Consider the following 26998-nt stretch of genomic DNA (forward strand, 5'->3'; position numbering starts at 1 on the left):
TATCATTATTTTACCCTTAATTTACAAAATAAAACCTATCAGAGGCGATCTGATAGGTTAAATAATATTATGCTGATAAAGCTTTTTTACGTTCGGAAATTACTTCCTTTTTTCGTCTAAACAGTGGTCCATAAAAGAGGAGGCCGCTCGCCAGTAATATCATTCCGTAGGTGAAGGTTTTAATATCTGCCGTTCCTGCTATGATCACCCAAACTGAATAAATAGTTGAAAGCAAGGCAATCATTCCGTCTGTAATTCTTGAACGATCCCCTTTATATGTCTCCCCGGTTACAACTAATTTCAACTGATAGATGGAGGAGATAAAGTAAGGTACCAAGTAAGATAACGTTGCAATGATTATGACAAATCCAAAGGCATCAGAAATGGATTTTGAAACCGTTGAAAAGATAAACAGTTGACCTAAACCATTAGAGACAATCATAGAAAACAATGGCAGACCCTTTTTGTTTTCTTTTTTAAAAGCAGGTATGAATAATCCTTGCTTTGCCGCTTGATAAGGGACTTCTGCACTTAGCATTAACCAGCCAATCGTTGAACCAAATAAGCTGATCAACCCAATCCCTGCTAAAACTTTCCCGGCAATAGGTCCTAAGAAAGAAGAAATAGCATCAATTAGGGGCTTATCTGAATGGATAAGAGTGTTTTGATCTAACATTCCCATCGTCAAAGTACTAATACCGATGTAGATACCAAGTGCAATAAATAATCCAAGGATGGTAGCGCCTTTCACATCGGTTTGCTTTCGAGCACGAGAAGCAAATACGACCGCAGATTCAACCCCAATAAATGCCCATAATGTATTTACAGCAGCACCGTTCACTTGACTCAACATTCCCACCGCATGGCCGGCCTCGTCCATTCTAACAGCCATTAACGGAAGAATATTGCTTTTTTCAAAGGCAAATAACCCAACAAGAATAAATAGAATAAATCCGGCAACTTTAGCGGCTGTTGCCACAAAATTCATCTTCCCAGCACTTTCGATTCCTCGCAGGATGATGAAGTGAGTTCCCCAAAGCAGCAGAGAACAGACAAGAAACGTTAATCCATTACCGACCTTAAGTGTAAAGCCGCCAATCGTAAACCAGTTAGCTTGGCTTGTTAGGATTGGGAAAAAGGTTGATAGATACCCCGCAAAGGTTGTAATCATCGCAACATTCCCGGCGAGATTACCAATCCAGTAACCCCAAGAGGACATAAAACCTGATAAAGTGGAAGCATGGGATCCTGGTTTAAACAGTTCCTTAGCATAAATTTGCGGACCGCCCGTTATATTTGGTTTTCTGATCGCAAGATTACCAAATACAAGAGCGGTCATTAATACACCAAGTCCTGTTACTAGCCATGCTGAGATGACACCAGCAGGACTAGCTGCTTCAGAAAGTGAGCTTGGCAGCATAAATATCCCTGACCCGACCATGTTTCCGACAACAAGTGCGGTTAATACCCAAAATCCTAATTTATTAGCGTTCCCCATGGTGTAATCCCTCTCTCTAATCCGTGTTATTTATTTTAAAATAATGCTTTTTAGTATTTTGTTGAATAAATATTAATTTGCTTTATAAATATAGAACCAGTAAAGGATTGTGTCAATGGAAATTTTATTCTAATAAAGTATTAGAGTGGTGAATTAGTCAAACATCTCATAAATTTTTCGAATATAAAAAGAGACTGCTTATTTAGCAGTCTCCCGTCTTTAATTATTTCCACCACTCATCGAACATCGTTGTTGGCAGTTGCCGTTTATGTTCTGTCATTAGGTAGCGCTTTTCTATTTTATCAGCGACTTCTTTTGAAACGGATTTCCCTTCCAAATAGTCATCGAGTTCATCATAGGTAATCCCTAATTCTGTTTCGTCGGCCTGACCAGGCTTTTGGTCGAGAAGGTCTGCTGTAGGAACTTTTAAATATAAAGACTCTTCAGCACCGAGCTCTTTTAATAGGACTTTCCCTTGCCGCTTTGATAAGCCGCTCAGAGGAAGAATATCAGCCCCGCCATCACCGTACTTCGTATAGAATCCTGTTACTGCTTCCGCCGCATGGTCCGTGCCAATCACAAGCAGACCTTCCATGCCGCCAATTGCATATTGAGCAATCATTCTCAACCTTGCCTTGACATTTCCTTTTTGATAATCGCTTAACGGTGCGCCTTGATAGGTGTTATCATATTCTTTTTGGACTTCATCTACTGCGGATTTAATGTTAAAGACTGTCTCACGGTCAGCGCGAATAAAGGCTAACGAGCGTTTAGCATCCTCCTCATCCTGCTGGACACCGTATGGGAGACGAACAGCGATAAACATAGCATCGGTCCCTTCATTACGCAGCTCTTCTACTGCTAGTTGGGCGAGCCGCCCAGCCAGTGTCGAATCCTGCCCCCCGCTTATACCTAGCACATAACCCTTGGCCTTTGTCTTTAACAGGTAATTTTTTAAGAAATCGATCCTTTTCCTAATTTCCTCTTGCGGTTGTATGGTCGGACTGACATTTAAATCCTTCATAATCTGTGCTTGTAAACTCATTACTGTACCTCCTGACAAACAATCGATATATTAACTAATGTACCACAAATGTTTAGATTTCACTAAATCGGTGAGAAAATAGTAAAATGGGTAAATTAACAGTGACAATTCAGGAGGGATTAGGATGGAAGCAAAAACATGTAATGAGTCTCGGGTGGTAAGAACGAGCCGGATATTTCCTAATGATGTAAATAACCATAATACCTTGTTTGGCGGGAAGTTAATCAGCGATATCGATATGATCGCCTCCATTTCTGCGGTTAGACATTCACGGGCAGAGTGTGTGACGGCTTCAATTGATTCGGTCGACTTTCTTAGTCCGATTACACCGAAGGATTCTGTTTGCATTGAAACGTTTGTTTCTTCGACAGGAACCTCATCGATGGAGATTTTCGTCAAAGTGATTGCGGAGAATCTCATGTCAGGCGATAGAAAAATTGCCGCCACCGCCTTTTTAACCTTTGTCGCACTAGATGACAACGGCAAGCCGACAAAGGTCCCAAGTATCATCCCAGAAACAGAAGAAGAAAAAAAGCTGTTTGAAACGGGAAAAGAAAGAGCAGCCAAACGGAAGGAACACAGAAAAAGTAGTAAAGAACTAGCAAGCGTACTAACAGTACATAAACCTTGGGAATGAGCACAAAAAAGGTTCGCGAAGTTCGCGAACCTTATAATTTCTGGAGATCCCTTCGACTTGGTGCATGCGGTGGCAGTTGGGCCCAGCCACGATCAACCATAAGATTGAAACCTTTAGTTGAATAAACCATTATATCTATAATGTATTTTTGATAATAAGAAGCCAGATCTGTTCTCATTGCCAATGACAATGCATGCCCAATAAGGGTAATGTCTATAGCATTCAATGAATGGAAAAGTGTGACCACAAGCCTTTCTGAAAAAGGAGAAACCGTAGAATCCGTCACTTCCATACTTGTTGCCACGTTCCCGAGCAGCTCCTCTCTCATAAGGATATTATTGAAGGTTTTTATTTGCTTTTCTGATATTTTCTTGCCTTCCTCAATATAATTATGAATCTCCTTGTCTGATACCACTTGTAGTAACCCCATACATAGGAGGATTGAAAAATAATTCCGCTCCGTATTAAAATGAATTTCTGTAATTTCAGCCACGTTTAACGGCCTTTTTTTCCCGAATCCACTTAAATAAGACAGTTTTTCAATGTATTCTACATCATTCGGATAGGGTATCATCGGCGGGCGGTCATAGATTCCCTTCGAAAGCATAAGATTTGTGGATTCTTGATATAACAATGAAGTTTGCTGGACCATCGTAACAAAGAAATCCATCACATCTTTTCTAGCTACGTTTGCTGTTATAAATCCTGTATTTATCATACTCATGCGGCTCATCATATAAATAAAACTTAGACCAAACATATCATAAAATAATGGCGGGGCTGATAAATTTAGATCTTTTTCAGAAAATCCATCAGGGATAGGAATGCCTTCCTCATTCAAAATGGCCGTGATTTTCTGAATATGACTTTCAGATATTTCATATGCCTGTTGGAGAATTTTTTTTATCTCTTCATCTTGATTGTGATGAAGAAAATAGATCAGCAAGCAAACAGACATATTCTCCAGAATATACGTAGCCCATAATCCTCCGATTTCCGCACTAGTTAACCGTATTTTGTGTTCCACCCTTTGTGCCCCCTAAATTAGCCTTAGAGAATAGAATTCCACTTAAAAACTGCTTTATTCGTCCTGTTAAGATGCAAGAAGGTTCATATAATTTAACTACAAGGCATCTCTAATTTGCGGCTGATCCACTGCGTTCCTTCCAAGTCATGACTTCATCTTCCTCGTCAATCTCAATCGTCACATCAACGACGCCTTTTTCTGCCATGATTTTTTCTTCTAATCGATCTTTAATATCATCAGCTGCAGCCACCGTTAATTTTGGATCTACTTCAATTTCTAATTCCACATGAAGGTCCTCACCCTCTTTAATGACGGTGATTCCTTGAATATCCTTAACATCAGGATCTTCCATCACAAGCGTGCCAATTTTGTTTTCCATTTCTTCATCTGCTTGACCAAGGACCCCTGCTGCATTATCTAAAAAGACCTTTCCGACAACAAAGAACATCATCGCTCCAATCAGCATGGAGGCGAGTCCCTCAATTTGATGGAATGCTGTAAAGTGGGAAATAACGACGGCAATAATCGCTAACAATCCACCTAAGGTGGCAACTAGATCCTCCATAAAAACCAGTTTGGTTGCAGGTTTAGCTTTTCCCAAATTGGCAAAGCTTTTTGAAAACACTTGAAGTCCACTTGCTTCAACGTCAATCTCATGTAAAATCTCTTTCATTGCTTTAAATAAAACAAATGTTTCAAGAAGGGTGGCAACAGCTAAAACGACCAGGTTAATGATAAAACCGCCAGACTCTGTCGGATGGATGACATGGTGGTACCCTTCTTTTATGGTTTCAAACGCCATAATTCCAACGATTAATACGGCACCTAAAAGAACAAGGTTGACTAAGCGGCCAAATCCATTGGGATATTTTTCGGTTGGAGCCTTCTTACTTAAGGCCGAGCCGACAAACACAAAAAACTGATTTGCAGCATCACCAAGGCTGTGCATCGTTTCTGCAAACATCGCAACATTGCCTGTAAACATAAAGGCGATTCCTTTGATAATGGAAATAATCGTATTAATGATTGCTGCCAATAAGGCAGATTTATTGCCGCGTTTTAGTAATTGTAGAAGTTCGCTCATTATATCCTCTTTTCCTAAATAAAGTTTGATTTTCTTTAATATTTTCAAAAATAACCTATTTCATTATAACTAACTTTTTAAAACGAGGAAGGGAAATTGTTCCAAACTGATGATAAAATGATACAATAAACAACCCATTGGAGGATGAGAAATGACATTAGATGAAATCATGTGGAAACTTGCTGAACTGGGGACCGAACAAACCAAAAAAACGTTTATCAATCACGGCGCAAAGGAGGGTACTTTGTTTGGGGTAAAGATAGGTGATTTAAAAAAGCTCGTTAAGTTTGTAAAAAAAGATCACCAGTTAGCTTTGGACTTATACAATACAGGGAACTATGATGCCATGTATTTAGCAGGTCTTTCTGTGAATCCAAAGTTGATGGAAAAAGAAACACTCCAAGATTGGGTTAAGAAAGCAAACTGGTATATGCTTGCTGAATATACGGTAGCAGGAGTTGCCGCTGAAAGTCCTTATGCCCTAGATCTAGCAAGAGAATGGATGAAATCCAATGAAGAAATGATTGCCGTCTGCGGTTGGAATACGTATGCCAATTATATATCAATTACACCAGACGAAAATCTCGACATGGAGGAAATTCGTGGCCTCCTTCAACAAATTGAAAGCACAATTCATGAAGAAAAAAACCGTGTCCGCTATGTAATGAATGGGTTTGTCATTAGTACAGGTGCCTATGTGACGGCATTGTATAACGAAGCAGTCACAGTCGCAAAAAAAATCGGTAAGGTTCATGTGAATGTCGGTCAAACAGCTTGTAAAGTCCCAATCGCCAATGACTACATAAAAAAAATCGAACTCCGCAATAAAATTGGAGTCAAAAGAAAAACATGTATTTGTTAAAAAATCAGGGCCCTATTATTTCATAGGGCCCTCAATAATTATAGATTCTTCAGTACCAAAAATAAGCGGTTATTTCTGTTTTCTTGTTCTTCCTTTGTAGCCAAATCGTACTTTTTAAGCAAATGAAATACCTCATTTAAGAGGTCCTGTGTATGTTCTTTTTCAAAGAACTGATTAAATAATGGCTTCATCTCTTCCGGAAGAAAGGACGCTTGTGATTCATACTTACTTTTTACATCTTCATGGCTATGGTTAAGTTTACATTCGCTCATGTGATTTCCCCCTTATCCTTCATACCTTTAGTATAAACAAAAAAGCCCTTAACATGGGCTTTTTTATTTAACCTTCTTACTCTCAGTTACTTCTAGAACATCCAATAGGAAAACAAAGACGGGAATCCCAACGATCAAACCCCACACACCAAAAAAGTGCTCAGAGAAGATCAATACAAGGAATGTATAGAAAACTGGGAGATTTGTTTTTGAACTCATTAAATTTGGATTTAAAATATAAGCTTCGATGCCATGAATAATCATAATTGCAATGCCGACGTAAAGAACAGTGGCCATGCCGCCAATACTATAGGCAATGATGGTAAGTGGAATCAATGAAATAATGACACCTGCAACTGGGATCAGTCCCAAAACAAAAATCATAATGGATAGTCCGCCAAGCTGTGGAAAGTCCAGTATCCATAAGGATATGGTGGTTAAAATACAGTTCACAACAGCAATGATCAGTTGGGCCTCAATTACCTTACCAAATGTTCCCACAAACTTCCGTGCAAAAAATTCAACTTCAGAGTAAATAGGTGCAACTTTACTAGTTCTAAATTTCTTTGTAAATTCAATCAAGCGCGGTTTTTCTAATAAGAAGAACAGACTCATTAACAGGGCTAATAAAATTTGCAAACCAATTTTACTAATATCCGTAAAGTACTTAAATACAAAGGTAACACCTTGCTCTAAGTAACTTGAGATTTTAATTTCTTCCAAGCGACTGACAATATAATTCAGCACCAAGTTATCGTGTTTTGCTGTATAAAAAGCAGTCAACTGCTTGATTAATGCTGTGATTTCACCTGCAATCATTGGCAGATACATGACCAAGCCATATGATAGCAAACCAACAATACTTGCATAGGAAATCACAACAATCAACTTTCGGTTAACCGGTATTTTTCCTTCAATAAAATGCACTAACCGATCCATTAAAAAAGTAAAAATAAAAGTTAACAAAATTAAATTGATCATTGACTTCATGGCATAAATTAAGATAGCAATTAAAACAAAAATAGATATTCTCTTAAAACCTGTACTCTGCAAAAGTTTATTGATCATAGGCTATTATCGATCCCCATTATATTGAGCTATATTTACATGAAAATTTTATAACAATATATTGATTATACCAAATCTACAGATATATTGTCTGTTTTAAAATTGGATTGGCGCAGTTGTTTTTTCAATTGGTTTTCCTTCATACCCATGTTCCTTTAAATAGTCTAGAAGCTTAGGCAAATGGGCAAGTGTTTCCTTTCGCTCATGTAAAAGGATGACAAGCGGTCCATTATGGTGTTTCATCTGTTTAATTTGTTCAATAACACTATTTACATAGCGCTTATCCTTATAATACCAATCCTTACTATCAATATTCCAATCCCACATAATGTACCCTTTTTCCTTCACAGCCTTTTTATACTCGTTTGTCATGTTTGGGGCACTGCCATAAGGGGTTCTCATGATAAAAGAATTGACACCTGATACCTTCATTAAAGTGTTCCGGTTTTGGTTTAGTTCATTGAGTACTGTTTTTTTAGATTTATAAAATTTCTTTGTACTGTGAGATACACTATGTAATCCAACCGTTTCGCCTGATTTGACCATTAATTTGACCGATTCAGGATATCTCTTAATATTCCCATCAATCATGAAGAAAGTAGCTTTAAATTGATACTTTTCCAGTTGTTTGATAATCTGATTGGAAAAGGGTGCAGGACCATCATCAAATGTTAAATACACTATTTTCTTTCCACTTTCGCTTAGTTGTGTAATGTTTGGTTTAGTCGGAGCTGCATTAGATTTCTTTGACGGTGGTTGAGAAGAAGTATTATCTTTTGTGGTGGGTTGTGCCGCCGTAACAGGAGTACGTTTATTGGGCACCTTACTAATCTCACGTTCTTGTTCGTTTCTCTGGTGCAAAGCATCCTCTTGCTGTTTTCGCATTCTTTCTTTTTCCAACTTTAAGTCGTTCGTATTTCGCACAATTGTTTCCGGGCTTACATTTTTTTTCACAGACAGATTAGTAACTTTATTTTTTTGGTGATTATTAGATTCACCGCTTGATGCTTTTGCTTTAAAATAATTACTAACGAATATCCCTGCAAACAAAAAAGTAACAACAATGACGGCAATTAATGTTCCCTTCGACCAACTGCTCTTCAGATTCCCCATTGATCAATCCCTCTTTGATGTTTTTTATTTACTACCTCCATTATAGACGAAGTTTTGACCAAAGTGTTACCAAACTATGAAAATATTACAAATCAATTTACAGGATAGTATTCTTATATTTAAAAACTCAGAGTTCAGTTGTTTTGTTCAAAAAACCTCCACAAATTGGTGCCTGACACCCATTGACAATGATTCTCATTATCTATAATATAAACTTACAGAGATTAAATTGGAGGGGGATTCAACATGTTTAACATGTTATATGGGTTGAAGGATATTCACACGGTTATTTCTAATCAACGGAAAATCGGCGGTGCGGCTGAAGCTGATTCGATTCGGTTATCATCGGGTGAAACCTATCTAAACCCCGTGTTTACGAATGTTGATTTCTCAAAAGGTCATTATGTATCTGTTGGTTTTATTGACCAAGATGGTGCGAATGTGATTGCACATGTTGATCAGATTGCTGTAATCAAAGGTTTGCAGCACAAATTAATTTGCCAGCTAAATAATACTTATATTAAGCAATACTTAGTACATGATACATTAAAATATTTACAAAAGCTTTGTGAAGTGAATAACGGTTTTGTCACCAACTCTTTCAAAAAAGAAGCGTTGAAACTTGTGCGTGATATTAGTGTGAAAGAATTAAAAAACCACAACATCTCGCTTCCTTTCCCTGTTGAAGATAAATTAGTGCAATTATATGCATAGAAAAACGAGGTCACACTTTCGAAGTGGACCTCGTTTTTGTGTCTATAGGATGACTGTTTGGCAGGCTAATCGATAGCCATTGTTTAGTTCATTGCCAAGTTTTTTATGTTCTTGTTCATTTGGTTTCGATAAACCTGGACCTTGCAAGACTTGGACCATACATTGTCCGCAGGTTCCTTTTTGGCATTTATATTTGATGGGCATGCCTTGGTTAAGTGCTATATCAAGGAGTTTCCCTTTTGCAGGTGAAATTTCGAATTTATTCTCACTCTGTACAACAATTATTTTTTTAGGAGTAGAAACTTCTTTAATTGCAGTGTATGGCTCTTTTGGTCTTTCTTTTTCAAATAATGGACTTTCGACTATATCGGGAGACTTCGGTACTGGCGCGATTTTTCCTGGAATAAGAGAGCCAACCGTAAAAGTTCGATAGTTCACCAGTTAATCCCCTATTGCTTCTAGTGTGCAAATAGCACCAGGTCGCTTAATCCTTAATACTGCTGTTTCATATACACGGAACGGGTGATTCATTCCTTCCACGCCTAAGTAGGCTGTATCAAAATCCTCGGAAACAGCAAGGTCTAAGTTGTTTCGTCCAGTGTTAAGTATGACACCTGTTTTCCCTTTTAAAACGGGTGATTGGAACACTCCATCAGTCACTAACTCTCGGATATGTTCAATTTCTAACACATTGGTGTCTTTATGGACCCGATGGATTAGAGAATAGAGTTCTGGTGATAGGACAAGTGCAAACGGACCATGATGATTCATTTCGAGCAATTTATTTCTAGCGTCGACGATATCCTGAAAAGCTGCTCCGGATTCATACCATTCCCCAATCAAGTGTGTCAGCCGTCCTTGGACGTTCATTAATCCCGGGATATCAAACTCCCTTGCGCCATGAAAAATCATCTGATCCTCCAGGTTTGCTACGTCTCTGGCAGCATTGGCAGCCGGTGAAAAATCAATCGGAATATCGAGCGTCTTGGTCTGTTCGATATCACGCCAATAGAGGACGAAATCCTTATAAAGTAAGGGAATCGTGTGATTTACACGTTTGCTGGATTCAACAATCGTCTCAAAGGAGCCCTGGAAATCCATTTTTGCTTCCATATTTTCTAAAAAGATATCATTAGGGATACTCTGCATGCCTCGTCCAAGCGGACCATATAATTCAATAAAGCGCCGGCCAACTAACTGTCTGCGTGCTGACTCAATGACGGTTTGATCTAATTGGCTGAATTCTAGTTCATTTAACGGTGAATCTGGATATAAGTGCAATTTATTCATTTGTCTATCCTCTCTTGTTCAAGTGGTCATTTTTTCGAATTGGGTTTGGTAGGCGATGTCCGATGATTGGTGTTTAGATCTGATTGGATTTCGCCGATTGTTAGGTGGATTTCGCCAAGTTTAAGATTTATTTCGCCAAACTATGGAAAAAATTCCGCCGTTTGCAACTTCGATGGGGTGAACCTTGCGGGATATCGCCGGTTTTAGCGTGAATTTCGCCGATTTCTGCGTGGATTTCGCCAAGTCTAGGAATTATTTCGCCAATCTTGAGAGGGATTTCGCCAAATTCACCATTAATTTCGCCAAACACCAAACTCGTTTTAATTCTTATGTAATAAATGCCTAAATTAAACTCCCCACAGTAAACCCCTTTTTATATTTAGCAGAAGTCGTAACGGCAGCAGCAGTTGATGTAGTAACGGACCGGTCTAGGTGATCATGGTCGTGATCATGATGGGCATGCGGGTCGACGTAGTCATTATCGAACCTTTTATTGATGTCGATCAACATCGCTTTAACTTGCTGATAATCCTTATAAGATACCTCCCGCAATTGGTTCAGCAAGGTGCTTCGTTCCTCGTCAGTAAATCGAAACAGAGCCAAATCTAAATGCTCAACAAAATTATGTAACCCGAATTTTTCAAGATTCAGCTCTTGGAGAAGTCGATTGAACTCATTATTGGTCGGTGCAAAATCCTTTTCTTCCTTTTCGTTTTCGAACTTACTAATAAGCGGAATTAACTCAACTAAACGAGAAAGCCGCTGCTCCTCTTCTTCAAAAATATGATGATAATAAAGCCGTTCATGGTCATCAGTGGCGTTTTGAATGACCGGGTCAAGCATATTCATAAATTTTTCAATCGCATCTTTAGTTGTTGTAAAAATTTGATAAAAAATCTTTAATTCCTCTTTCATCTTAAGCACCCCTAGTTTCTTAACTACAGTCATTATTGACGCTAGCGAGTGCTTTTAATACCTATTTATTAGTAATTTTAACAATCCTCTTTCGGTTTATGGACAGTATTTTAGAGAATAACTCTCCTTTCTTGAAACATAATAAATATGGTTATGCCAATACCTTTAGGAGGAGATACAAAATGATGCAAAATCAACAGGGCCCAATGCACCAAAATATGCATACAGGAAATGTACCTCAACAATTAAATCACGGTGGCCATGAAGTATTTGATGTCCATGAAGTGCTTTCAGGAACCATTGGGACATTGGATCAATACTTAATGTTACGCCAACATGTAAAAGACCCAGAATTACTCGATATTCTGGATCGCCAATATCAATTTATGCAAGATGAATATAACATTACTTTAGAATGTTTCAGCACGGGGCAAAATCCTTCCAAACCAACACAGAGCTATAAGATGAATCAAGGAAATGACTTTGTTTACGGCTTAAAACCGTCCCAGCCGAAAAAGCCGGTGCAATCTGTTTCCGAGCTTACAGATGAGTGCGTTTCCAGCATGATGCTTGGTTGTGTAAAATCAGGTGCTTCGATGAAGACAATGGCCGCTTTAGAAGTGACAAACCCTGTTGTACGTCGTGTACTAGCCGACTCGGTTCCGAATTGCATAGAAATGGCTTATGAAATCTCTATTTATCAGAATAAGCATCATTATTATCAAGTACCTCAGCTGGCCCAGCAGGATATGAATCAACTGCTTAATGCCTTCGCCCCTGCACAAGGAATGCCACAAGCAAACAATATGAATATGAATGCAACTATGAATATGAACTCTAATATGAATCATTAAATACTTTGGAATATGTGAAAGAAGATTTAGCTAGCTATCCTTAAACGGGATAGCTTTTTTTATTTATATTTGAAAAGAGCAATTGCAATTAGTAAAATAAAAATAGAACATATGTTTCAAATATATGTAGAACAAACTTAAGGGGGAGTTTAAATGGAATCCTGGGAAGCTGCCTATATTGCAGGTATTTTTGATGGAGAAGGGACAATTACATTAACAAGAATGCATGAAAAGGAACATCGGCGCCCATGTATTACTATTGCATCCACCGATAAGGAATTATTAATTTATCTTCAGCTATTAACAGAAGGAACCATCAATAATAAGAAGAACTACAATCCTGACCGGCATAAGGATTCATACACACTGAGTATAAAAAATAAGGAAACTGTACTGTCTTTATTAAATCATGTTACACCCTATTTAAGAGTTGATAAAAAAAGAAATCGAGCAATATGGATACTTAACAACTATGAAATGGTTACATCAAGAAATGGGAAATACACCAAAGCACTATTAGAAAAGAAAATTGCTTTCGAAAATACATTTTTTGAGATATAAAAAAAGACCAGCATTTCTGCTGATCTCTTTTCTTTTTCCACTATGTAGTGGAGACGGTGGGACGTGCTCTTCCATGCTTTCGTCATGGCACTGACTATATCTTGAACCTGTCATCAAACAGGTCCTCTGGCGTCTTATGCGAATCATAAATTTACCTCTTCAAGGCGGGATTTCGCATCCTAGTACTACCTTTTCTGTGGCAGCCTATAAGTCGATACACGGCTGTTGGATTACTCCACATACCGCTCGGCATTGCCCTATCACAATGAAGTGACTTAGGTTTCACCGATAAAGCCAGATTTTCACTCGTGTGTTACCACACAAGGCGACTAATAACTAATCGAACCCACGTCCAAAGATATCGCCACTTAAGCTTCTACGAGTGTAGTCGATATATTGGTGTTTCGCTGAAGCCATATGCCTATCGACCGGCGTCCGGTCAGCTAGCCTGGTTGTTCTCTTCCTTCATCCTCAGGCGGTGGAATCCGGCGTAGCCCACTTAGAGTGAGTCCCTTACCCTACCACATGGGCAATGGAGGGAGGAACCGCTATGCAGTATTAAGCTGCGAAAGCGAGGTTGTTGTTAGTTTTGCCAGTTATGGCTTTGACGTTTTAACGAGGCCGATCCCCTCGACTCGCGACCTAAGCTCAAACTACCCCTGTCGAATCCGTAGCGTCCCCATAATAAAAGGAGCTGCAATCTAATGAAAGATTAAAGCTGTAGACGTTAGGATGCTCAGACAATTGTCCTTGAGCAAAGTATCTCATCGCTAACTTAGCGACAAACTTATTATAACATACTGTCCGCATATTTCAATTGCAAGTATCTGTAAAATAATTTCCAATTCATCCAACTACATCTTCTGACGATCACGGAAAGCTCGCTCGATTTCACGCTTAGCTTCTTTTTGCTTCAAGGATTCACGCTTATCGTAATTCTTCTTACCTTTCGCAAGCCCGATTAACACTTTACAAAAACCATTTTTCAAGTAAAGCTTTAATGGAACAAGCGCATAACCTGCTTCTTTTGTTTCACCGATTAGTTTATTAATTTCACGCTTATGGAGTAATAGCTTTCGAGTTCGTAATGGGTCATGATTAAAAATGTTACCTTGTTCATACGGACTGACATGCATCCCGAAAAGTATGGCTTCACCATTTTGAATCCTTGCATAGGCATCCTTAAGATTCACTTTTCCCCCACGAATGGACTTAATTTCGGTCCCCTGGAGAACGATTCCCGCTTCGTAGGTTTCTTCAATAAAATAGTCATGGTAAGCCTTTTTGTTTTGGGCAACTACTTTTCCTTCACCTTTTGGCATCTCTTTTTCACCTCATTCTTTGGCTTTATTTTAGCAGAACAGAACAAATAGGACAATGAAAAGGAGCCTTACAAAAGGCCCCCTACCTAAATCATTTGTTTTTCCGCTTATTACTTTTATTTTTTGGCACATTATCATAAAATTTGCGTTTTTTCTTCGATTTATTACCTTGGCCGTTACCGCCTTCAGACTTAGAATTGCCGCTTTGACCACCTCGTCCGTTGCCTTGCTGTTTATTGCGGCGCGGCTTTTTGGTATCGCTGCCTGTTTGGAAAACCCTTGAAGTCTCAACACGTTCCCGGCGTGTCCCTTTCATACCGACAATTTCAAAATCGATGGAACGTTCATCTTTATTCACCTTAACTACTCGGACCGTAATCTCGTCGCCAATTCGGAAGACGTTCCCTGTTCGCTCGCCAATCATGGCAAAATGACGCTCGTCAAAACGATAATAATCATCGGTCATATAGCTAACATGAACAAGTCCTTCAATCGTATTTGGCAGCTCGACAAACATTCCGAAATTCGTTACAGAGCTAATAATTCCGTCATATTCAACGCCAATTTTGTCTTCCATATACTCCGCTTTTTTCAATTCATCGGTTTCACGCTCCGCATCTACCGCACGGCGCTCCATTTTTGAAGAATGATCAGCGATTTCAGGCAAGCGTGCATTCCATTTTTCCTGTGTGGTCGAATCCAGCTTTCCTTCAATTAAATAGGTACGAATTAAGCGATGAACGATCGTATCAGGATAGCGGCGGATCGGTGAAGTGAAATGAGTATAGAACTCGGTTGATAATCCGAAATGACCAAGACTTTCCGGATCATATTTTGCCTGTTGCATCGAACGCAGCATGACAGTGGAAATCACCATCTCTTCCGGCTTTCCTTGAACTTCTTCAATAATTTCCTGAAGGGCTCGTGGATGCACATCATTTGCCGTACCTTTTACAATATATCCGAAGTTCGTAATGAACTCAAAAAATCTCCGCAGCTTATCTTCTTTTGGATCCTCATGAATTCGGTAGATAAAAGGAACTTCCATCCAGTGAAAATGCTCAGCTACTGTTTCGTTAGCTGCAAGCATAAACTCTTCGATTAATCTTTCGGCTACAGACCGCTCACGAAGAACGACATCGATCGGCTTACTTTCCTCATCCACGAGCACCTTTGATTCTTTAAAATCAAAGTCAATCGCACCACGCTTCATCCGTTTGTTTCTTAGGATGGCAGCCAATTCTTCCATCATTTCAAACATTGGCACAAGCGGTTCGTACCGGGCACGGGTTTCTTCATCATGTTCAGCCAAAATGAGATTCACATCATGATAGGTCATCCGCTCTGTTGTCTTAATGACTGATTGAAAAATTTCATGCGAAACAACGGCGCCCTCTGAAGTTATTTCCATTTCGCAGGATAAAACGAGCCGGTCCACTTTTGGATTTAAAGAGCAGATTCCATTTGATAAACGATGCGGAATCATTGGAATAACCCGGTCAACTAAGTACACACTTGTCGCCCGTTCTTCCGCTTCAAGATCAATCGGAGTTCCTTCTTTGACATAATAGCTGACATCCGCAATATGAACACCAAGCTTATAATTGCCATTTTCAAGCTTTGTAACAGTTACCGCATCATCTAGGTCTTTGGCGTCAGCCCCGTCAATTGTAACAATCGTTTCGTTCCTTAGGTCGCGTCGATTGGCCAATTCACTTTCATCAATGGTGTCAGGCACCTCGTTTGCTTGTCTTAACACTTCATCCGGAAAGGACATTGGTAACCCGTGCTTATGTATGACTGAAAGAATGTCCACGCCCGGATCGTTTTTATGGCCGAGAACGGTAATTACTTCACCCTCTGCGCTTTTCCGTCCTTCTGGATAGGTGATTAGCTTAACAACTACTTTATGGCCTTCGACTGCTCCTTTTGAAGCCGCTTTTGGTATAAAAATATCACTAGCAAACTTTTTATCATCTGGAATTACAAAGCCAAAGCTTTTGCTTTCCACATAGGTTCCGACAATTTGCTGTACTCCGCGTTCAATGATGCGGATAATACTTCCTTCCCGGCGCTGCCCCGTGCTTTCAGAGGAGACACGAGCTAAGACTACATCCCCGTGCATCGCGGTGTTTGTTTCATTTGGCGGAATGAAAATATCATCCATTCCAGGTTCATCTGGTGCGACAAAGGCAAACCCTTTGGCATGACCGATCAGCTTTCCGCGAATTAAATTCATTTTCTCCGGAAGTCCGTAACGGTTACTACGCGTTCTCACCACTAGGCCCTTTTCTTCCATTTGGACCAATGCTTTAACAAATTCCTTAAAGTCACTTGAGTCCTGGATACCAAAGGCTGTTTCTAATTCTTGAACGGTTAATGGCTTGTACGCCTCATCCTTCATGTATTGTAATACCTTGTCTATATGCTTTTGTATATTATCTTCCAAACTAATCCTCCTTTGTAGTTTCCGAGTTAATCGCGCCAGTCCAGCTTTTCTAAAAAGCTATAAACATCCTCATGTAATTGCTCCCGCTCCTTGTCGAGTGTGATGACGTGACCGGATTCTTCGTACCATTTCAATTCTTTTTCGACTGATTCGATTTCATTATAAATAATGTTCGCACTTTCAGTGTTAATCATTTTGTCATGACGTGCCTGAACGACAAACGTGGGTGCATAAATCATATCCACATTTTCACGCACATCGGCGATCATTGCCTGTAAGGCCTTTAATGTTTTCATTGGTGTTTTCTTAAACTCATTCATTTCCATTTCGATTTGCTCGTTTGATTTTCCTTCACGTTTTTTAAATTCACGAGCATATTCAAGAATTCCTTCGTACATGACCTCTTCACTTTTTATATACATTGGCGCACACATCGGGATAATCGCTTTTATAGGTACAGTGTATCCCAATTTCAACGAAAATACGCCACCAAGTGATAATCCAGCCACAGCAATTTCGGAGTGACCTTTATTTTTCAAAAATTCATAGCCATTAAGGACATCCTGCCACCAATCCTCTGGCCCCGTGTGAACGAGCTCTTCGGGCGGTACTCCGTGGCCTTTGTAGTGCGGGGCATGACAAGTATAGCCTTTTTTCTCTAAGAAACGCCCCAGCATCCGGACATCCGCTGAGTTTCCGGTAAATCCATGTAGGAGTAGAACAGCCCTTTTTCCTCCTTCAAATGTAAATGGTTTCGGTAAAACAAGTTTCATCATAAAAACTCCCTTAATTTCAATTCATTTAGTTTAGTTTTAGCAAAGCCATGATGAACATTCCAGAAATATGGCTCACGCTTCTGATAATAATTTTTTTCAACAAACAAAAAACCCGGTCACTCGGACCAGGTTCGTGTGTAAATGATTAAATTTTAAAGTAAGTCACTGCAATAGCAAGCAAGATAAACAAGATTGCTAAGACAACCGTAATACGGTGTAAAATCAAATCAAGTCCGCGTGCTTTTTGCTTACCAAATAAAGATTCTGCACCACCAGAAATGGCACCAGATAATCCAGCACTTTTACCAGATTGAAGTAAGACAACACCAATAAGTCCAATACTTACGATTACTAATAAAATCACTAAAAATGTATGCATAAAGGCCACCTCCTGTTAGTCGCACAATTCACAGTATATTAAATTTATCATATTTTGTCGCTTAAGACAATAGTCCCATTGTAACATTCGAGGCCAATGAAACAAAAAAGACACACATCAGAAAATGTGCGCCTTCTTTGATAATAAAATTATTTGCTTAAGTTGTAGAAAGTTTTCTTACCTAGGTATTGAGCTGTTTCACCTAATTGGTCTTCGATACGAAGCAATTGGTTGTACTTTGCTACACGGTCTGTACGAGATGGTGCACCAGTTTTGATTTGACCAGCGTTTGTTGCAACTGCAATATCAGCAATAGTGTTGTCTTCTGTTTCACCAGAGCGGTGAGAGATTACTGCAGTGTAACCAGCGCGTTTTGCCATTTCAATAGCATCAAATGTCTCTGTAAGGGTACCGATTTGGTTCACTTTGATAAGGATTGAGTTACCAATTCCTTTTTCAATACCTTCAGCAAGTTTGCGAGTATTGGTAACGAATAAATCATCACCCACTAATTGAACTTTTTTGCCAAGGCGTTCTGTTAAAAGCTTGTGGCCTTCCCAGTCATTTTCATCTAAACCGTCTTCGATTGACACGATTGGGTACTTAGATGAAAGTTCTTCGTACCAGTCAACCATTTCTGCAGATGTCTTTACGACACCTTCGCCAGCAAGATGGTATTTACCGTCTTCTTTGTTATAGAACTCAGAAGATGCAGCATCCATAGCAAGCATAACTTCTTCACCTGGCTTGTATCCAGCTTTTTCGATTGCTTCAACAATTGTTTGAAGAGCTTCTTCGTTGGATCCTAAGTTTGGAGCAAAACCGCCTTCGTCACCAACTGCAGTGTTAAGGCCTTTGCCTTTAAGAACTGATTTTAAAGTATGGAAAATTTCCGCACCCATACGAAGCGCTTCTTTGAAGCTTGGAGCGCCAACAGGCATAATCATGAATTCTTGAATATCAACGTTGTTATCCGCATGTTCCCCACCATTAACGATGTTCATCATTGGAACTGGAAGCTGCTTAGAGTTGAAACCGCCAAGGTATTGGTATAAAGGAATATCTAAGTAGTTTGCTGCTGCATGAGCAACCGCCATTGATACGCCTAGGATAGCGTTAGCACCTAGTTTTCCTTTGTTATCTGTTCCATCAAGTTCGATTAAAGCTTGGTCAACAGAAACTTGATCTAAAACGCTGAATTCTTCACCAACAAGATGTGGTGCGATAATTTCGTTTACGTTGTCGACAGCTTTTTGAACACCTTTTCCAAGATAACGTTCTTTGTCACCGTCACGTAATTCAACTGCTTCATATTCACCAGTAGAAGCACCACTTGGAACCATAGCGCGGCCAAAGGCACCTGATTCTGTAAAAACTTCAACTTCAACAGTAGGGTTACCGCGGGAATCTAATACTTCGCGAGCGTATACGTCTGCAATAAATGGCATGTAAAATCTCTCCTTAATAATTAGGTTATTTTAATAATGATGTACCAGTCATTTCAACTGGCTTTTCAACACCCAATAAGTCTAACATAGTTGGCGCCAAATCCCCAAGAATTCCTCCTTCACGGAGCTGAATTCCTTGTTTTGTCACAATTACCGGCACCGGATTCGTTGTATGTGCCGTCATTGGTTCGCCTTCTAGTGTAATTACTTCATCGGCATTTCCATGGTCAGCGGTAATAATGGCAGAACCGCCTTTTTCTAAAATTAAATCAACGATTTTTCCTAAGCATTCATCGACTGTCTCAATCGCTTTAATGGTAGGCTCAAGCATACCTGAATGCCCGACCATGTCAGGGTTCGCGAAATTCAGTAAAATCGCATCAAATTTATCTGCTTGAATTTCTTTTAAGAGTGCATCCGTTACTTCGTAGGCACTCATTTCAGGCTGAAGATCATAGGTTGCCACTTTCGGAGAGTTGATTAAAATCCGCTCTTCGCCAGGGAACTTTTCTTCACGGCCGCCGCTCATAAAGAATGTGACATGTGGATATTTTTCTGTTTCAGCAATTCTTAATTGCTTCAAATTGTTTTGGGATAAGACTTCACCAATGGTGTTATCTAAGTTCGTTGGTTTAAAAGCAACATATCCATCAACCGATTCGCTGAAATGAGTTAAGCAGACGAAGAACAGATCCTTCGGATGCTTTGGCCCGCGGTCAAAAGAACGGAAATCATCATTCGTAAATGTATTCGAAATCTGAATGGCACGGTCAGGACGGAAATTGTAGAAAATAACAGCATCATTGTCCTGAATTGTGGCAACAGGCTGACCATCTTCTTTTGTAATGACGGATGGGATTACGAATTCATCAAAGATTCCATGAGAATAAGAATCTTCCACAACATCTAAAGGATTTGTGTAGGTAGGGCCCTCCCCATAAACCATCGAACGGTACGATTTTTCGACACGCTCCCACCGCTTATCACGGTCCATAGAGTAGTATCTCCCTGAAATCGTTGCAAATTCACCTACTCCGTATTCCTTCATTTTGTCCAATGTCTCTTGGATGTATTTCGTCGCTGTTTTCGGACCAACATCACGGCCGTCGAGGAAGGCATGTACATAAACCTTTTCCACGCCTTCTTCTTTTGCCAGTTTCAGCAAGGCAAACATATGTTGAATATGGCTATGAACACCACCATCTGACAATAAACCGAATAAATGAAGGGCTGTACCATTTTTCTTGACATGCTCCATCGCACCTGTAAAGGTTTCATTTTTTTCAAATTCACCTTCACGAATCGCAATGTTTACGCGAGTTAAACTTTGGTACACGATACGTCCAGCACCAATGTTTAAGTGTCCAACTTCAGAGTTACCCATTTGTCCTTCAGGAAGACCCACAGCCTCCCCAGACGCTGTTAAATGAGAATGTGGATATTCGCTCCAGAAACGGTCAAAATTAGGTTTTTTTGACTGAGCAACCGCATTCCCTTTTGTTTCGCCCCTGCATCCAAAACCATCAAGGATGATTAGAGCAACGGGAGATTTACTCATAGCTGCCTGCCTCCAATAGTTGTAAAAAGGATTGTGCTTCAAGGCTTGCTCCGCCTACTAATGCACCATCAATATCTGGTTGTGCCATGTATTCTTTAATATTTTCTGGTTTCACACTGCCGCCATACTGAATTCTTACCGCATCGGCAACATCTTGCGAGAATTGCTGTGCAACAACTTGACGGATATGTGCACATACTTCGTTCGCATCGGCTGAAGTAGAAGATTTACCTGTACCAATCGCCCAAATTGGCTCATAAGCGATGACGGTTTGTTTTACTTGCTCAGCTGATAGACCTTGAAGGGCTTTTGCCACTTGATCGCCAACTAATTGATTGGTTTCCCCATTTTCACGCTGCTCTAATGTTTCACCGCAGCATACAATTGGAGTTAAGTTGTATTTAAATGCTGCTAAAGCTTTTTTGTTCACTGTTTCATCTGTTTCATTGAACATTTCACGGCGTTCTGAGTGTCCGATGATTACATATTGAACGGCAAGGTCAGCAAGTGCTTTAGGGCTGATTTCGCCTGTAAATGCTCCGCTTTCTTCAAAGTGCATGTTTTGAGCACCAATTTTGACATTCGTTCCTTCAGTTACTTCGACAAGGCTTTGTAAAAATAATGCTGGTGCACAGATTACAGAGTCCATTTTTTCTGGAGCAGGTACTTGTCCTTTTACTTCTTCTGCAAAACTTTTTGCTTCAGAAAGTGTTTTGTTCATTTTCCAGTTTCCTGCAATAATTGGTTTACGCATACTGGCACATCCTTTCAAAATTAAAGCGCAAGCGTCCGTTTAGCGGCGTATGGACTGGAGCGCTTCGACCGAGATAAAGGAAACACGGAGAGCGAAGCGATCCGATGTTGACTTATCGTAGTGAGAAGAGTGACGTCCACTAGCCGCTGGACGCTGGAGCTAGATAGCTTTCTAAGTTCAATAACCTTTACTTTCTATTATTATAAAGTAAATTATTTATCGTTCAATGCAACTACTCCTGGGAGTGCTTTGCCTTCCATGAATTCAAGGGAAGCGCCGCCTCCTGTGGAGATGTGGCTCATTTTATCTGCTAAATTGAATTTTTCAACGGCTGCTGCAGAGTCTCCGCCGCCAATGACTGAATATGTACCTTCTGCTTCAGCAAGTGCTTCTGCAACTGCTTTTGTTCCGCCGGCAAATTTATCAATTTCAAATACACCCATTGGTCCATTCCAAATTACTAGTTTTGATTTTTGAATAACGTCACGGTAGATCGCTGCTGTTTTTGGTCCAATATCAAGTGCTTCCCAATCAGACGGAATTTCTTCAATAGAGACTACCTTGGAATTAGCGTCTGCTGAGAAATCATCGGCAACAATAACATCGACAGGCATATAGAAATTCACACCTTTTGCCTTTGCTTTTTCAATGAACGAATTTGCAAGATCAATCTTATCTGCTTCTAGTAATGATTTTCCAACTTCGTGGCCTTGTGCTTTCACGAAAGTATAAGCAAGTCCGCCGCCAATAATTAAGTTATCAACTATTTCTAGTAGATTTTCAATAACACCAATCTTGTCCTTAACCTTCGCTCCACCGATAATCGCTGTAAACGGGCGTTCTGGATTAGAAAGTGCCTTACCAAGTACATCTAATTCTTTTTCCATTAATAGTCCAGAAACTGCTGGTAAAAGATGCGCGATCCCTTCAGTTGATGCATGGGCACGGTGTGCTGCACCAAAGGCATCATTCACATAAACATCTGCTAATTCAGCAAAAGATTTTGCCAACTCTGGATCGTTCTTTTCTTCGCCAGGATAGAAACGGACATTTTCAAGAAGCAGAACATCGCCTTCGGTCATCGTTTCAATCAATGATTTCACAGAATCACCATACGCTTCATCTGCCTTCTTCACGTCTTTACCAAGCAGTTCAGATAGTCTGACACCGACTGGAGTTAAGCGCATTTCTTCGACTACTTTCCCTTTTGGACGGCCAAAGTGGCTCGCTAGAATAACTTTAGCACCTTGATCAACTAAATATTGAATCGTTGGAAGTGCTGCACGAATTCGTGTTTCATCGGTAATTTTTCCATCCTGCATTGGAACATTAAAATCAACTCGGCAAAATACGCGTTTCCCTTTTACATCGACATCTTTAAGCGTTTTCTTATTCATAAGGACCTCCTAGAGTATTGAAAATTCAGCATAAAATCAGTAAAAAAGGGAGGGGGGCATATACTCCCCGCTCCCCTTTGGAAAACCTTTGTATGATTAACTTCTTATGATTGAAAAATCAATCATCGTCCGTTCAGATATATTAAAGTCCTTTTTGTGCAAGGTAGTCACAAAGGTCAACAACGCGGTTAGAGTAACCAACTTCGTTATCGTACCAAGATAATACCTTAACCATGTTGCCTTCAAGAACCATTGTTGATAATGCATCGATTGTTGAAGATACAGTAGCACCATTGTAGTCAGTAGAAACTAAAGGAAGATCGCTGTATGCTAAAATGCCTTTTAATGGGCCTTCAGCTGCAGTTTTTAATGCTGCATTAACTTCATCAGCTGTTACATCTCTTTCTAATTCTGCAACCAAGTCAACAACAGATACGTTTGGAGTTGGAACACGCATAGCCATACCGTTTAATTTACCTTTAAGTTCAGGTAAAACAAGCGCAACTGCCTTTGCAGCACCAGTTGAAGTAGGAATCATGTTTTCAGCAGCTGCACGCGCACGACGGTAGTCCTTATGTGGCAAGTCAAGGATTTGTTGGTCATTAGTGTAAGAGTGAACAGTTGTCATCATACCGCGTTTGATACCAAATGTATCATTCAATACTTTTGCAAACGGAGCAAGACAGTTAGTAGTACAAGAAGCATTAGAAATAACATGGTGGTTGTTAGCATCATATTTGTCTTCGTTAACACCCATAACGATTGTGATATCTTCGTTATCTGCTGGTGCAGAGATGATAACTTTTTTCGCACCTGCTTCAAGATGTTTCGCAGCATCTTCACGCTTTGTGAATCGGCCTGTAGATTCAACTACTACGTCAACACCTAGATCTCCCCAGCCTAATTGTGCAGGATCACGCTCAGCAATAACTTTCACTTTGTGTCCGCCAACTACTAAGTATTCACCATCAACAGTTACGTCTTCTGCAAGAGTTCCGTGAACAGTGTCATATTTTAAAAGATGTGCAAGCATGTTTGCATCAGTTAAATCATTAATCGCAACGATTTCAACATTGCTATTGTTTAATGCCGCACGAAATACGTTACGACCGATACGTCCAAATCCGTTAATACCAACTTTTACTGACATAATAAATTTCCTCCTTTAATTGGGTAAGGATGTTTTTATTTTAAAAAGGATTTACCCTTTTAATAACGTTTTTGCTGCACCCTCATCTGTGATTAATATTGTTGATTCCGGTGCTTGTTTTAAGTATGCTTTGATGGCTTTTGCTTTTGAGCCCCCGCCGGCAACAGCGATGACATTGGGAATGTGAACTAGATCTTCTAACTGCAGGCCAATCGTTGACACCTTGTGAACGATTTCTCCTTGTTCGTTAAAATAATAGCCAAATGCTTCACCTACAGCTTGTTGATTTTCTAGCTTATGCAAAACTTCAGAGTTCGTTTTGCGCCGCTCAGCCATTGTGATAGCATCCCCAATCCCATGAAGAACCATGCTTGCTGATTTAATTAGTTTTAAAACCTCATGAATGTCAGGTTCTTTGATGAGTGATTCATAAATTTCGGTACTAACCTGGTCAGGTACATAGAACACTCGATGTTTGGTATGGGTGTTTTTCGACATGATCGAGCAAATCGTATTTGCTTGATTGTTAACATCCTCACCTACTCCGCCTCTTGCTGGGACAAATAGTAGTTCTTTCTGGGTATGGTCGGGTGAAAGTCTTTCTGCGACAGCAGCCATCGTTGAACCGCCAGTTACAGCAATGATATTTTTTCCGCTGAGCAACTTTTTCATGCACACTGCACATGCCTTGCCAAGTTCACCTTTTACCATTGGCGATTCATCACTATCGCCTGGCACAATGATCACTTTCTTTATACCGAGTCGGTGCTTTAATTCCAACTCCATCACATCAATACCTTTTAATTCACGCATAAAGCCTTCTAAGTCTTCGAGCAAATTTTTCCCTTCAGGCGTTAAACTCATTCCCACATTATTTGTGTAAATTAAATTTTGCTCCCTTAGGAAATCTACTTCGCCTCGAAGGACTCTTTCCGTATATCCCAGGCTAACCGCTAAACTCCTTCTTCCTACCGGTTGCATAAAACCTATATATCTTAGGATAGAATATCTCTTCTGAAGGACTTGAAGGAGATCGGGTAATAGTCTTTTCTGGATATCGATTAATGACTGCATGAATCTCATGCTCCTTTATTATATGTAGTTGGTCTTAAAATGTCCACCATAGACATATTATGTCCCGCTACATCCAAAAAAATAACCCCTGCTACGTTTTTTATTGTAACAGGAGTGAAAACCTATTTCAACTGTTAAGATTGGTTTTTTTTTCATGCAAACGGTTACTTATGTCAAATTTGTTAATGACACCAAAACCTGCTTCTACTCCATCAATATGAACTACTGGAATCATTAAACCGTATTGTTCGGTTAATTCATCACTGGATTCAATATCAATTTCTTCTAAAGCGAAATCCCATTCTTTGCTTAGTTCGTGCAGTGTGTGCTTAGCTTTCTCACAAAGCGGGCAGCTTTTCCTAGTGTAAAACGTTATTATTGTTTGCTCCATCATTTGGTTTCCTTTCAATCAAACCTTTTTCTTTTTGCAGAAGAAGGAATGCCCATTTGATCGCGGTACTTAGCGACGGTCCTTCGTGAAACTACCATACCTTCCTCTGTTTTTAATTGTTCCACAATATCTTGGTCCGAAAGAGGTTTTTGTTTATTCTCATTTTCTATTAACGTGGAGATCTTCTTCTTTACTTGTGTGGATGAGGTATTTTCATCGTCCGAAACGGTTTGAATTGTACTTGTAAAAAATGATTTTAGCGGGAAGGTCCCGTAAGGTGTTTGCACATATTTTTCTCGTACCGCTCGGCTTACCGTAGATTCATGGATATCCAGTTCTCCTGCAATTTCCTTCATCGTCATCGGTACTAAATTGTTTGATCCTTTTTGAAAAAATGTTTCCTGCTTTTCAATAATTTTTGCAATTACCTTAGTGAGTGTCTCTTTCCGCTGCTCAATACTTTTTTGAATCCAATTATAATCTTGCAGTTTATCTTGCAGGAAGCGGCTCACCTGTTGGTCCTGGTCTTTGAATTTATGATAATACTGCTCATTTAGACTAATTCTTGGCAGTGATTCATCCGACATCCTGACAGTTAGGCCCTCACCCGATTGTTCAATGATAGCGTCCGGAATAATATATGTGGTGGTTTCTTTTCCTAGAATGGTTCCCGGCTTTGGGTTCAAGGATTGAATTTGGTCGAAAATATCTTGGATCTCTTTAAGGGTCACCTTTAATTCTTTTGCGATAGGCTTCCACTTTTTTTCGGCGAACGGAATAAAATATTCAGAGACAATCTTTTGAGCTAATTCATTATTTGGGTCTAGATAATAGATTTGCATCAATAGGCACTCTTGCAGGTTTCTTGCACCAATCCCGGCCGGCTCGAGTGTTTGAATGATGGCCAAGCATTCCTCTACGACATCTTCCATTACTCTTAGCTTTTGGGCGATTTCGTTAAGGTCACCTGTAAAGTAACCGTTTTCATCAAGATTCTGAATCAGATGGCGAATTACAGTTAATTGCTCTGCTGATAAGTTCGTTATTTTCAATTGTGAAAGTAGATACTCTTCAAGTGAAAAGGGTTTATCGGCAATTTGCTCAATCCAATCCTTTTCCACCTTTTGGTTTTTCCGGCGATTGCGGTCAATAAGTGGATTCATTGGCTTAATATTGCTATGTTCAACCTGTAACAGGGGATTTTCAAGTGCCTTATCGTCTAAAAAAGCAGTTAACTCTTGGGCAGAGTACTGCAACAATGCAATGGCCTGAGATAGCTCCTGTGTCATTGCCAATTTTAATGTCTGCTGCTGCCATAAACCAGCCTTTAAGTTCATTCGTATCCCCCCTGTTTTCTATT

At 39.8% G+C, this 26998-nt stretch carries 27 protein-coding genes and 1 other RNA gene; 5 read left to right on the plus strand and 23 right to left on the minus strand.

The features are described from left to right. Positions 1 to 67: 67 nt before the first annotated feature. Positions 68 to 1498 carry an amino acid permease gene (locus tag QNH17_RS24880; protein ID WP_283875789.1) on the minus strand — a complete coding sequence of 477 codons (1431 nt, stop codon included), beginning with the start codon at positions 1496 to 1498 and terminating at the stop codon, positions 68 to 70. 223 nt (positions 1499 to 1721) lie between these two features. Further along, on the minus strand, positions 1722 to 2543 hold the full coding sequence (nadE, locus tag QNH17_RS24885; protein ID WP_283875790.1) for an NAD(+) synthase: 822 nt from the start codon (positions 2541 to 2543) through the stop codon (positions 1722 to 1724). Positions 2544 to 2667: 124 nt separating this feature from the next. Here nadE and QNH17_RS24890 point away from each other — a divergent pair, with 124 nt between their 5' ends. Next, positions 2668 to 3180 (plus strand): acyl-CoA thioesterase, encoded by a 513-nt coding sequence (locus QNH17_RS24890; protein WP_283875792.1) that lies wholly within the window; start codon positions 2668 to 2670, stop codon positions 3178 to 3180. 31 nt (positions 3181 to 3211) lie between these two features. Here the strand turns inward: QNH17_RS24890 and QNH17_RS24895 are convergent, their stop codons facing one another. Next, on the minus strand, positions 3212 to 4207 hold the full coding sequence (locus tag QNH17_RS24895) for a DUF3231 family protein (protein ID WP_283875793.1): 996 nt from the start codon (positions 4205 to 4207) through the stop codon (positions 3212 to 3214). Positions 4208 to 4316: 109 nt separating this feature from the next. Beyond that, positions 4317 to 5291, minus strand: a complete 975-nt coding sequence (locus QNH17_RS24900) for a cation diffusion facilitator family transporter (protein WP_283875794.1) — start codon at positions 5289 to 5291, stop codon at positions 4317 to 4319. A gap of 151 nt (positions 5292 to 5442) precedes the next feature. On the opposite strand from QNH17_RS24900, the gene QNH17_RS24905 reads away from it, so the two are divergent. After that, entirely contained in the window at positions 5443 to 6153 is a 711-nt protein-coding gene (locus QNH17_RS24905; protein ID WP_283875795.1) for a DNA alkylation repair protein, read from the plus strand. Between the two features lie 38 nt (positions 6154 to 6191). On the opposite strand, the gene QNH17_RS24910 is transcribed toward QNH17_RS24905, so the two are convergent. The 3 genes from QNH17_RS24910 to QNH17_RS24920 all read right to left on the minus strand — a co-directional run bounded on the left by QNH17_RS24910 (position 6192) and on the right by QNH17_RS24920 (position 8606). Then, complete coding sequence (locus tag QNH17_RS24910) at positions 6192 to 6425, minus strand: hypothetical protein (RefSeq protein ID WP_283875796.1); 234 nt, start codon at positions 6423 to 6425, stop codon at positions 6192 to 6194. Between the two features lie 63 nt (positions 6426 to 6488). Continuing rightward, entirely contained in the window at positions 6489 to 7493 is a 1005-nt protein-coding gene (locus tag QNH17_RS24915; protein WP_283875797.1) for an AI-2E family transporter, read from the minus strand. Positions 7494 to 7589: 96 nt separating this feature from the next. Further along, on the minus strand, positions 7590 to 8606 hold the full coding sequence (locus QNH17_RS24920) for a polysaccharide deacetylase family protein (RefSeq protein WP_283875799.1): 1017 nt from the start codon (positions 8604 to 8606) through the stop codon (positions 7590 to 7592). Between the two features lie 246 nt (positions 8607 to 8852). On the opposite strand from QNH17_RS24920, the gene QNH17_RS24925 reads away from it, so the two are divergent. Then, positions 8853 to 9320 carry a hypothetical protein gene (locus QNH17_RS24925; protein WP_283875800.1) on the plus strand — a complete coding sequence of 156 codons (468 nt, stop codon included), beginning with the start codon at positions 8853 to 8855 and terminating at the stop codon, positions 9318 to 9320. A 42-nt stretch (positions 9321 to 9362) separates the two neighbouring features. Here QNH17_RS24925 and QNH17_RS24930 read toward each other — a convergent pair whose 3' ends face one another. The 3 genes from QNH17_RS24930 to QNH17_RS24940 form a co-directional block, all read right to left on the minus strand. Beyond that, entirely contained in the window at positions 9363 to 9758 is a 396-nt protein-coding gene (locus QNH17_RS24930) for a 2Fe-2S iron-sulfur cluster-binding protein (RefSeq protein WP_283875802.1), read from the minus strand. 3 nt (positions 9759 to 9761) lie between these two features. Next, the gene (locus QNH17_RS24935) at positions 9762 to 10610 is read right to left on the minus strand and encodes a family 1 encapsulin nanocompartment shell protein (RefSeq protein ID WP_283875803.1); all 849 of its coding nucleotides are present in this window, start codon (positions 10608 to 10610) and stop codon (positions 9762 to 9764) included. 342 nt (positions 10611 to 10952) lie between these two features. After that, entirely contained in the window at positions 10953 to 11525 is a 573-nt protein-coding gene (locus tag QNH17_RS24940) for an IMEF encapsulin system ferritin-like cargo protein (RefSeq protein WP_283875805.1), read from the minus strand. Between the two features lie 185 nt (positions 11526 to 11710). Here QNH17_RS24940 and QNH17_RS24945 point away from each other — a divergent pair, with 185 nt between their 5' ends. Both QNH17_RS24945 and QNH17_RS24950 read left to right on the plus strand, forming a co-directional pair. Continuing rightward, positions 11711 to 12379, plus strand: coding sequence for a spore coat protein (locus QNH17_RS24945; protein WP_283875807.1), 669 nt, complete (start codon positions 11711 to 11713; stop codon positions 12377 to 12379). Between the two features lie 153 nt (positions 12380 to 12532). Then, positions 12533 to 12940 carry an LAGLIDADG family homing endonuclease gene (locus QNH17_RS24950; protein WP_283875808.1) on the plus strand — a complete coding sequence of 136 codons (408 nt, stop codon included), beginning with the start codon at positions 12533 to 12535 and terminating at the stop codon, positions 12938 to 12940. Positions 12941 to 13277: 337 nt separating this feature from the next. On the opposite strand, the gene ssrA is transcribed toward QNH17_RS24950, so the two are convergent. The 13 genes from ssrA to rpoN all read right to left on the minus strand — a co-directional run bounded on the left by ssrA (position 13278) and on the right by rpoN (position 26975). After that, positions 13278 to 13613, minus strand: a transfer-messenger RNA (tmRNA) gene (gene ssrA, locus QNH17_RS24955). Positions 13614 to 13794: 181 nt separating this feature from the next. Further along, positions 13795 to 14262 carry an SsrA-binding protein SmpB gene (smpB, locus tag QNH17_RS24960; protein WP_026567812.1) on the minus strand — a complete coding sequence of 156 codons (468 nt, stop codon included), beginning with the start codon at positions 14260 to 14262 and terminating at the stop codon, positions 13795 to 13797. Positions 14263 to 14353: 91 nt separating this feature from the next. Then, positions 14354 to 16711: a ribonuclease R gene (gene rnr / locus QNH17_RS24965; protein WP_283875810.1), complete on the minus strand. Its 2358-nt coding sequence runs from the start codon at positions 16709 to 16711 to the stop codon at positions 14354 to 14356. A 26-nt stretch (positions 16712 to 16737) separates the two neighbouring features. After that, on the minus strand, positions 16738 to 17484 hold the full coding sequence (locus tag QNH17_RS24970) for an alpha/beta hydrolase (protein WP_283875811.1): 747 nt from the start codon (positions 17482 to 17484) through the stop codon (positions 16738 to 16740). 148 nt (positions 17485 to 17632) lie between these two features. Beyond that, positions 17633 to 17866 carry a preprotein translocase subunit SecG gene (gene secG / locus QNH17_RS24975; RefSeq protein ID WP_026567803.1) on the minus strand — a complete coding sequence of 78 codons (234 nt, stop codon included), beginning with the start codon at positions 17864 to 17866 and terminating at the stop codon, positions 17633 to 17635. Between the two features lie 149 nt (positions 17867 to 18015). Further along, positions 18016 to 19314: a phosphopyruvate hydratase gene (gene eno / locus QNH17_RS24980; protein WP_144553979.1), complete on the minus strand. Its 1299-nt coding sequence runs from the start codon at positions 19312 to 19314 to the stop codon at positions 18016 to 18018. Between the two features lie 25 nt (positions 19315 to 19339). After that, positions 19340 to 20872: a 2,3-bisphosphoglycerate-independent phosphoglycerate mutase gene (gene gpmI / locus QNH17_RS24985; RefSeq protein ID WP_283875814.1), complete on the minus strand. Its 1533-nt coding sequence runs from the start codon at positions 20870 to 20872 to the stop codon at positions 19340 to 19342. Next, the gene (gene tpiA, locus QNH17_RS24990; RefSeq protein WP_283875816.1) at positions 20865 to 21626 is read right to left on the minus strand and encodes a triose-phosphate isomerase; all 762 of its coding nucleotides are present in this window, start codon (positions 21624 to 21626) and stop codon (positions 20865 to 20867) included. The genes gpmI and tpiA overlap by 8 nt, the downstream gene beginning before the upstream one ends. A gap of 212 nt (positions 21627 to 21838) precedes the next feature. After that, positions 21839 to 23023 carry a phosphoglycerate kinase gene (locus tag QNH17_RS24995; RefSeq protein WP_283875818.1) on the minus strand — a complete coding sequence of 395 codons (1185 nt, stop codon included), beginning with the start codon at positions 23021 to 23023 and terminating at the stop codon, positions 21839 to 21841. A 142-nt stretch (positions 23024 to 23165) separates the two neighbouring features. After that, complete coding sequence (gene gap / locus QNH17_RS25000) at positions 23166 to 24173, minus strand: type I glyceraldehyde-3-phosphate dehydrogenase (RefSeq protein WP_026567798.1); 1008 nt, start codon at positions 24171 to 24173, stop codon at positions 23166 to 23168. A gap of 51 nt (positions 24174 to 24224) precedes the next feature. Next, positions 24225 to 25247, minus strand: coding sequence for a sugar-binding transcriptional regulator (locus tag QNH17_RS25005; RefSeq protein ID WP_283875819.1), 1023 nt, complete (start codon positions 25245 to 25247; stop codon positions 24225 to 24227). Between the two features lie 127 nt (positions 25248 to 25374). Next, positions 25375 to 25641 carry a glutaredoxin family protein gene (locus QNH17_RS25010; protein WP_481858548.1) on the minus strand — a complete coding sequence of 89 codons (267 nt, stop codon included), beginning with the start codon at positions 25639 to 25641 and terminating at the stop codon, positions 25375 to 25377. A gap of 11 nt (positions 25642 to 25652) precedes the next feature. After that, the gene (rpoN, locus tag QNH17_RS25015; protein WP_283875821.1) at positions 25653 to 26975 is read right to left on the minus strand and encodes an RNA polymerase factor sigma-54; all 1323 of its coding nucleotides are present in this window, start codon (positions 26973 to 26975) and stop codon (positions 25653 to 25655) included. Positions 26976 to 26998: the final 23 nt, after the last annotated feature.

It is taken from the genome of Neobacillus sp. SuZ13, from assembly GCF_030123365.1.
GTDB lineage: Bacteria > Bacillota > Bacilli > Bacillales > Cytobacillaceae > Neobacillus.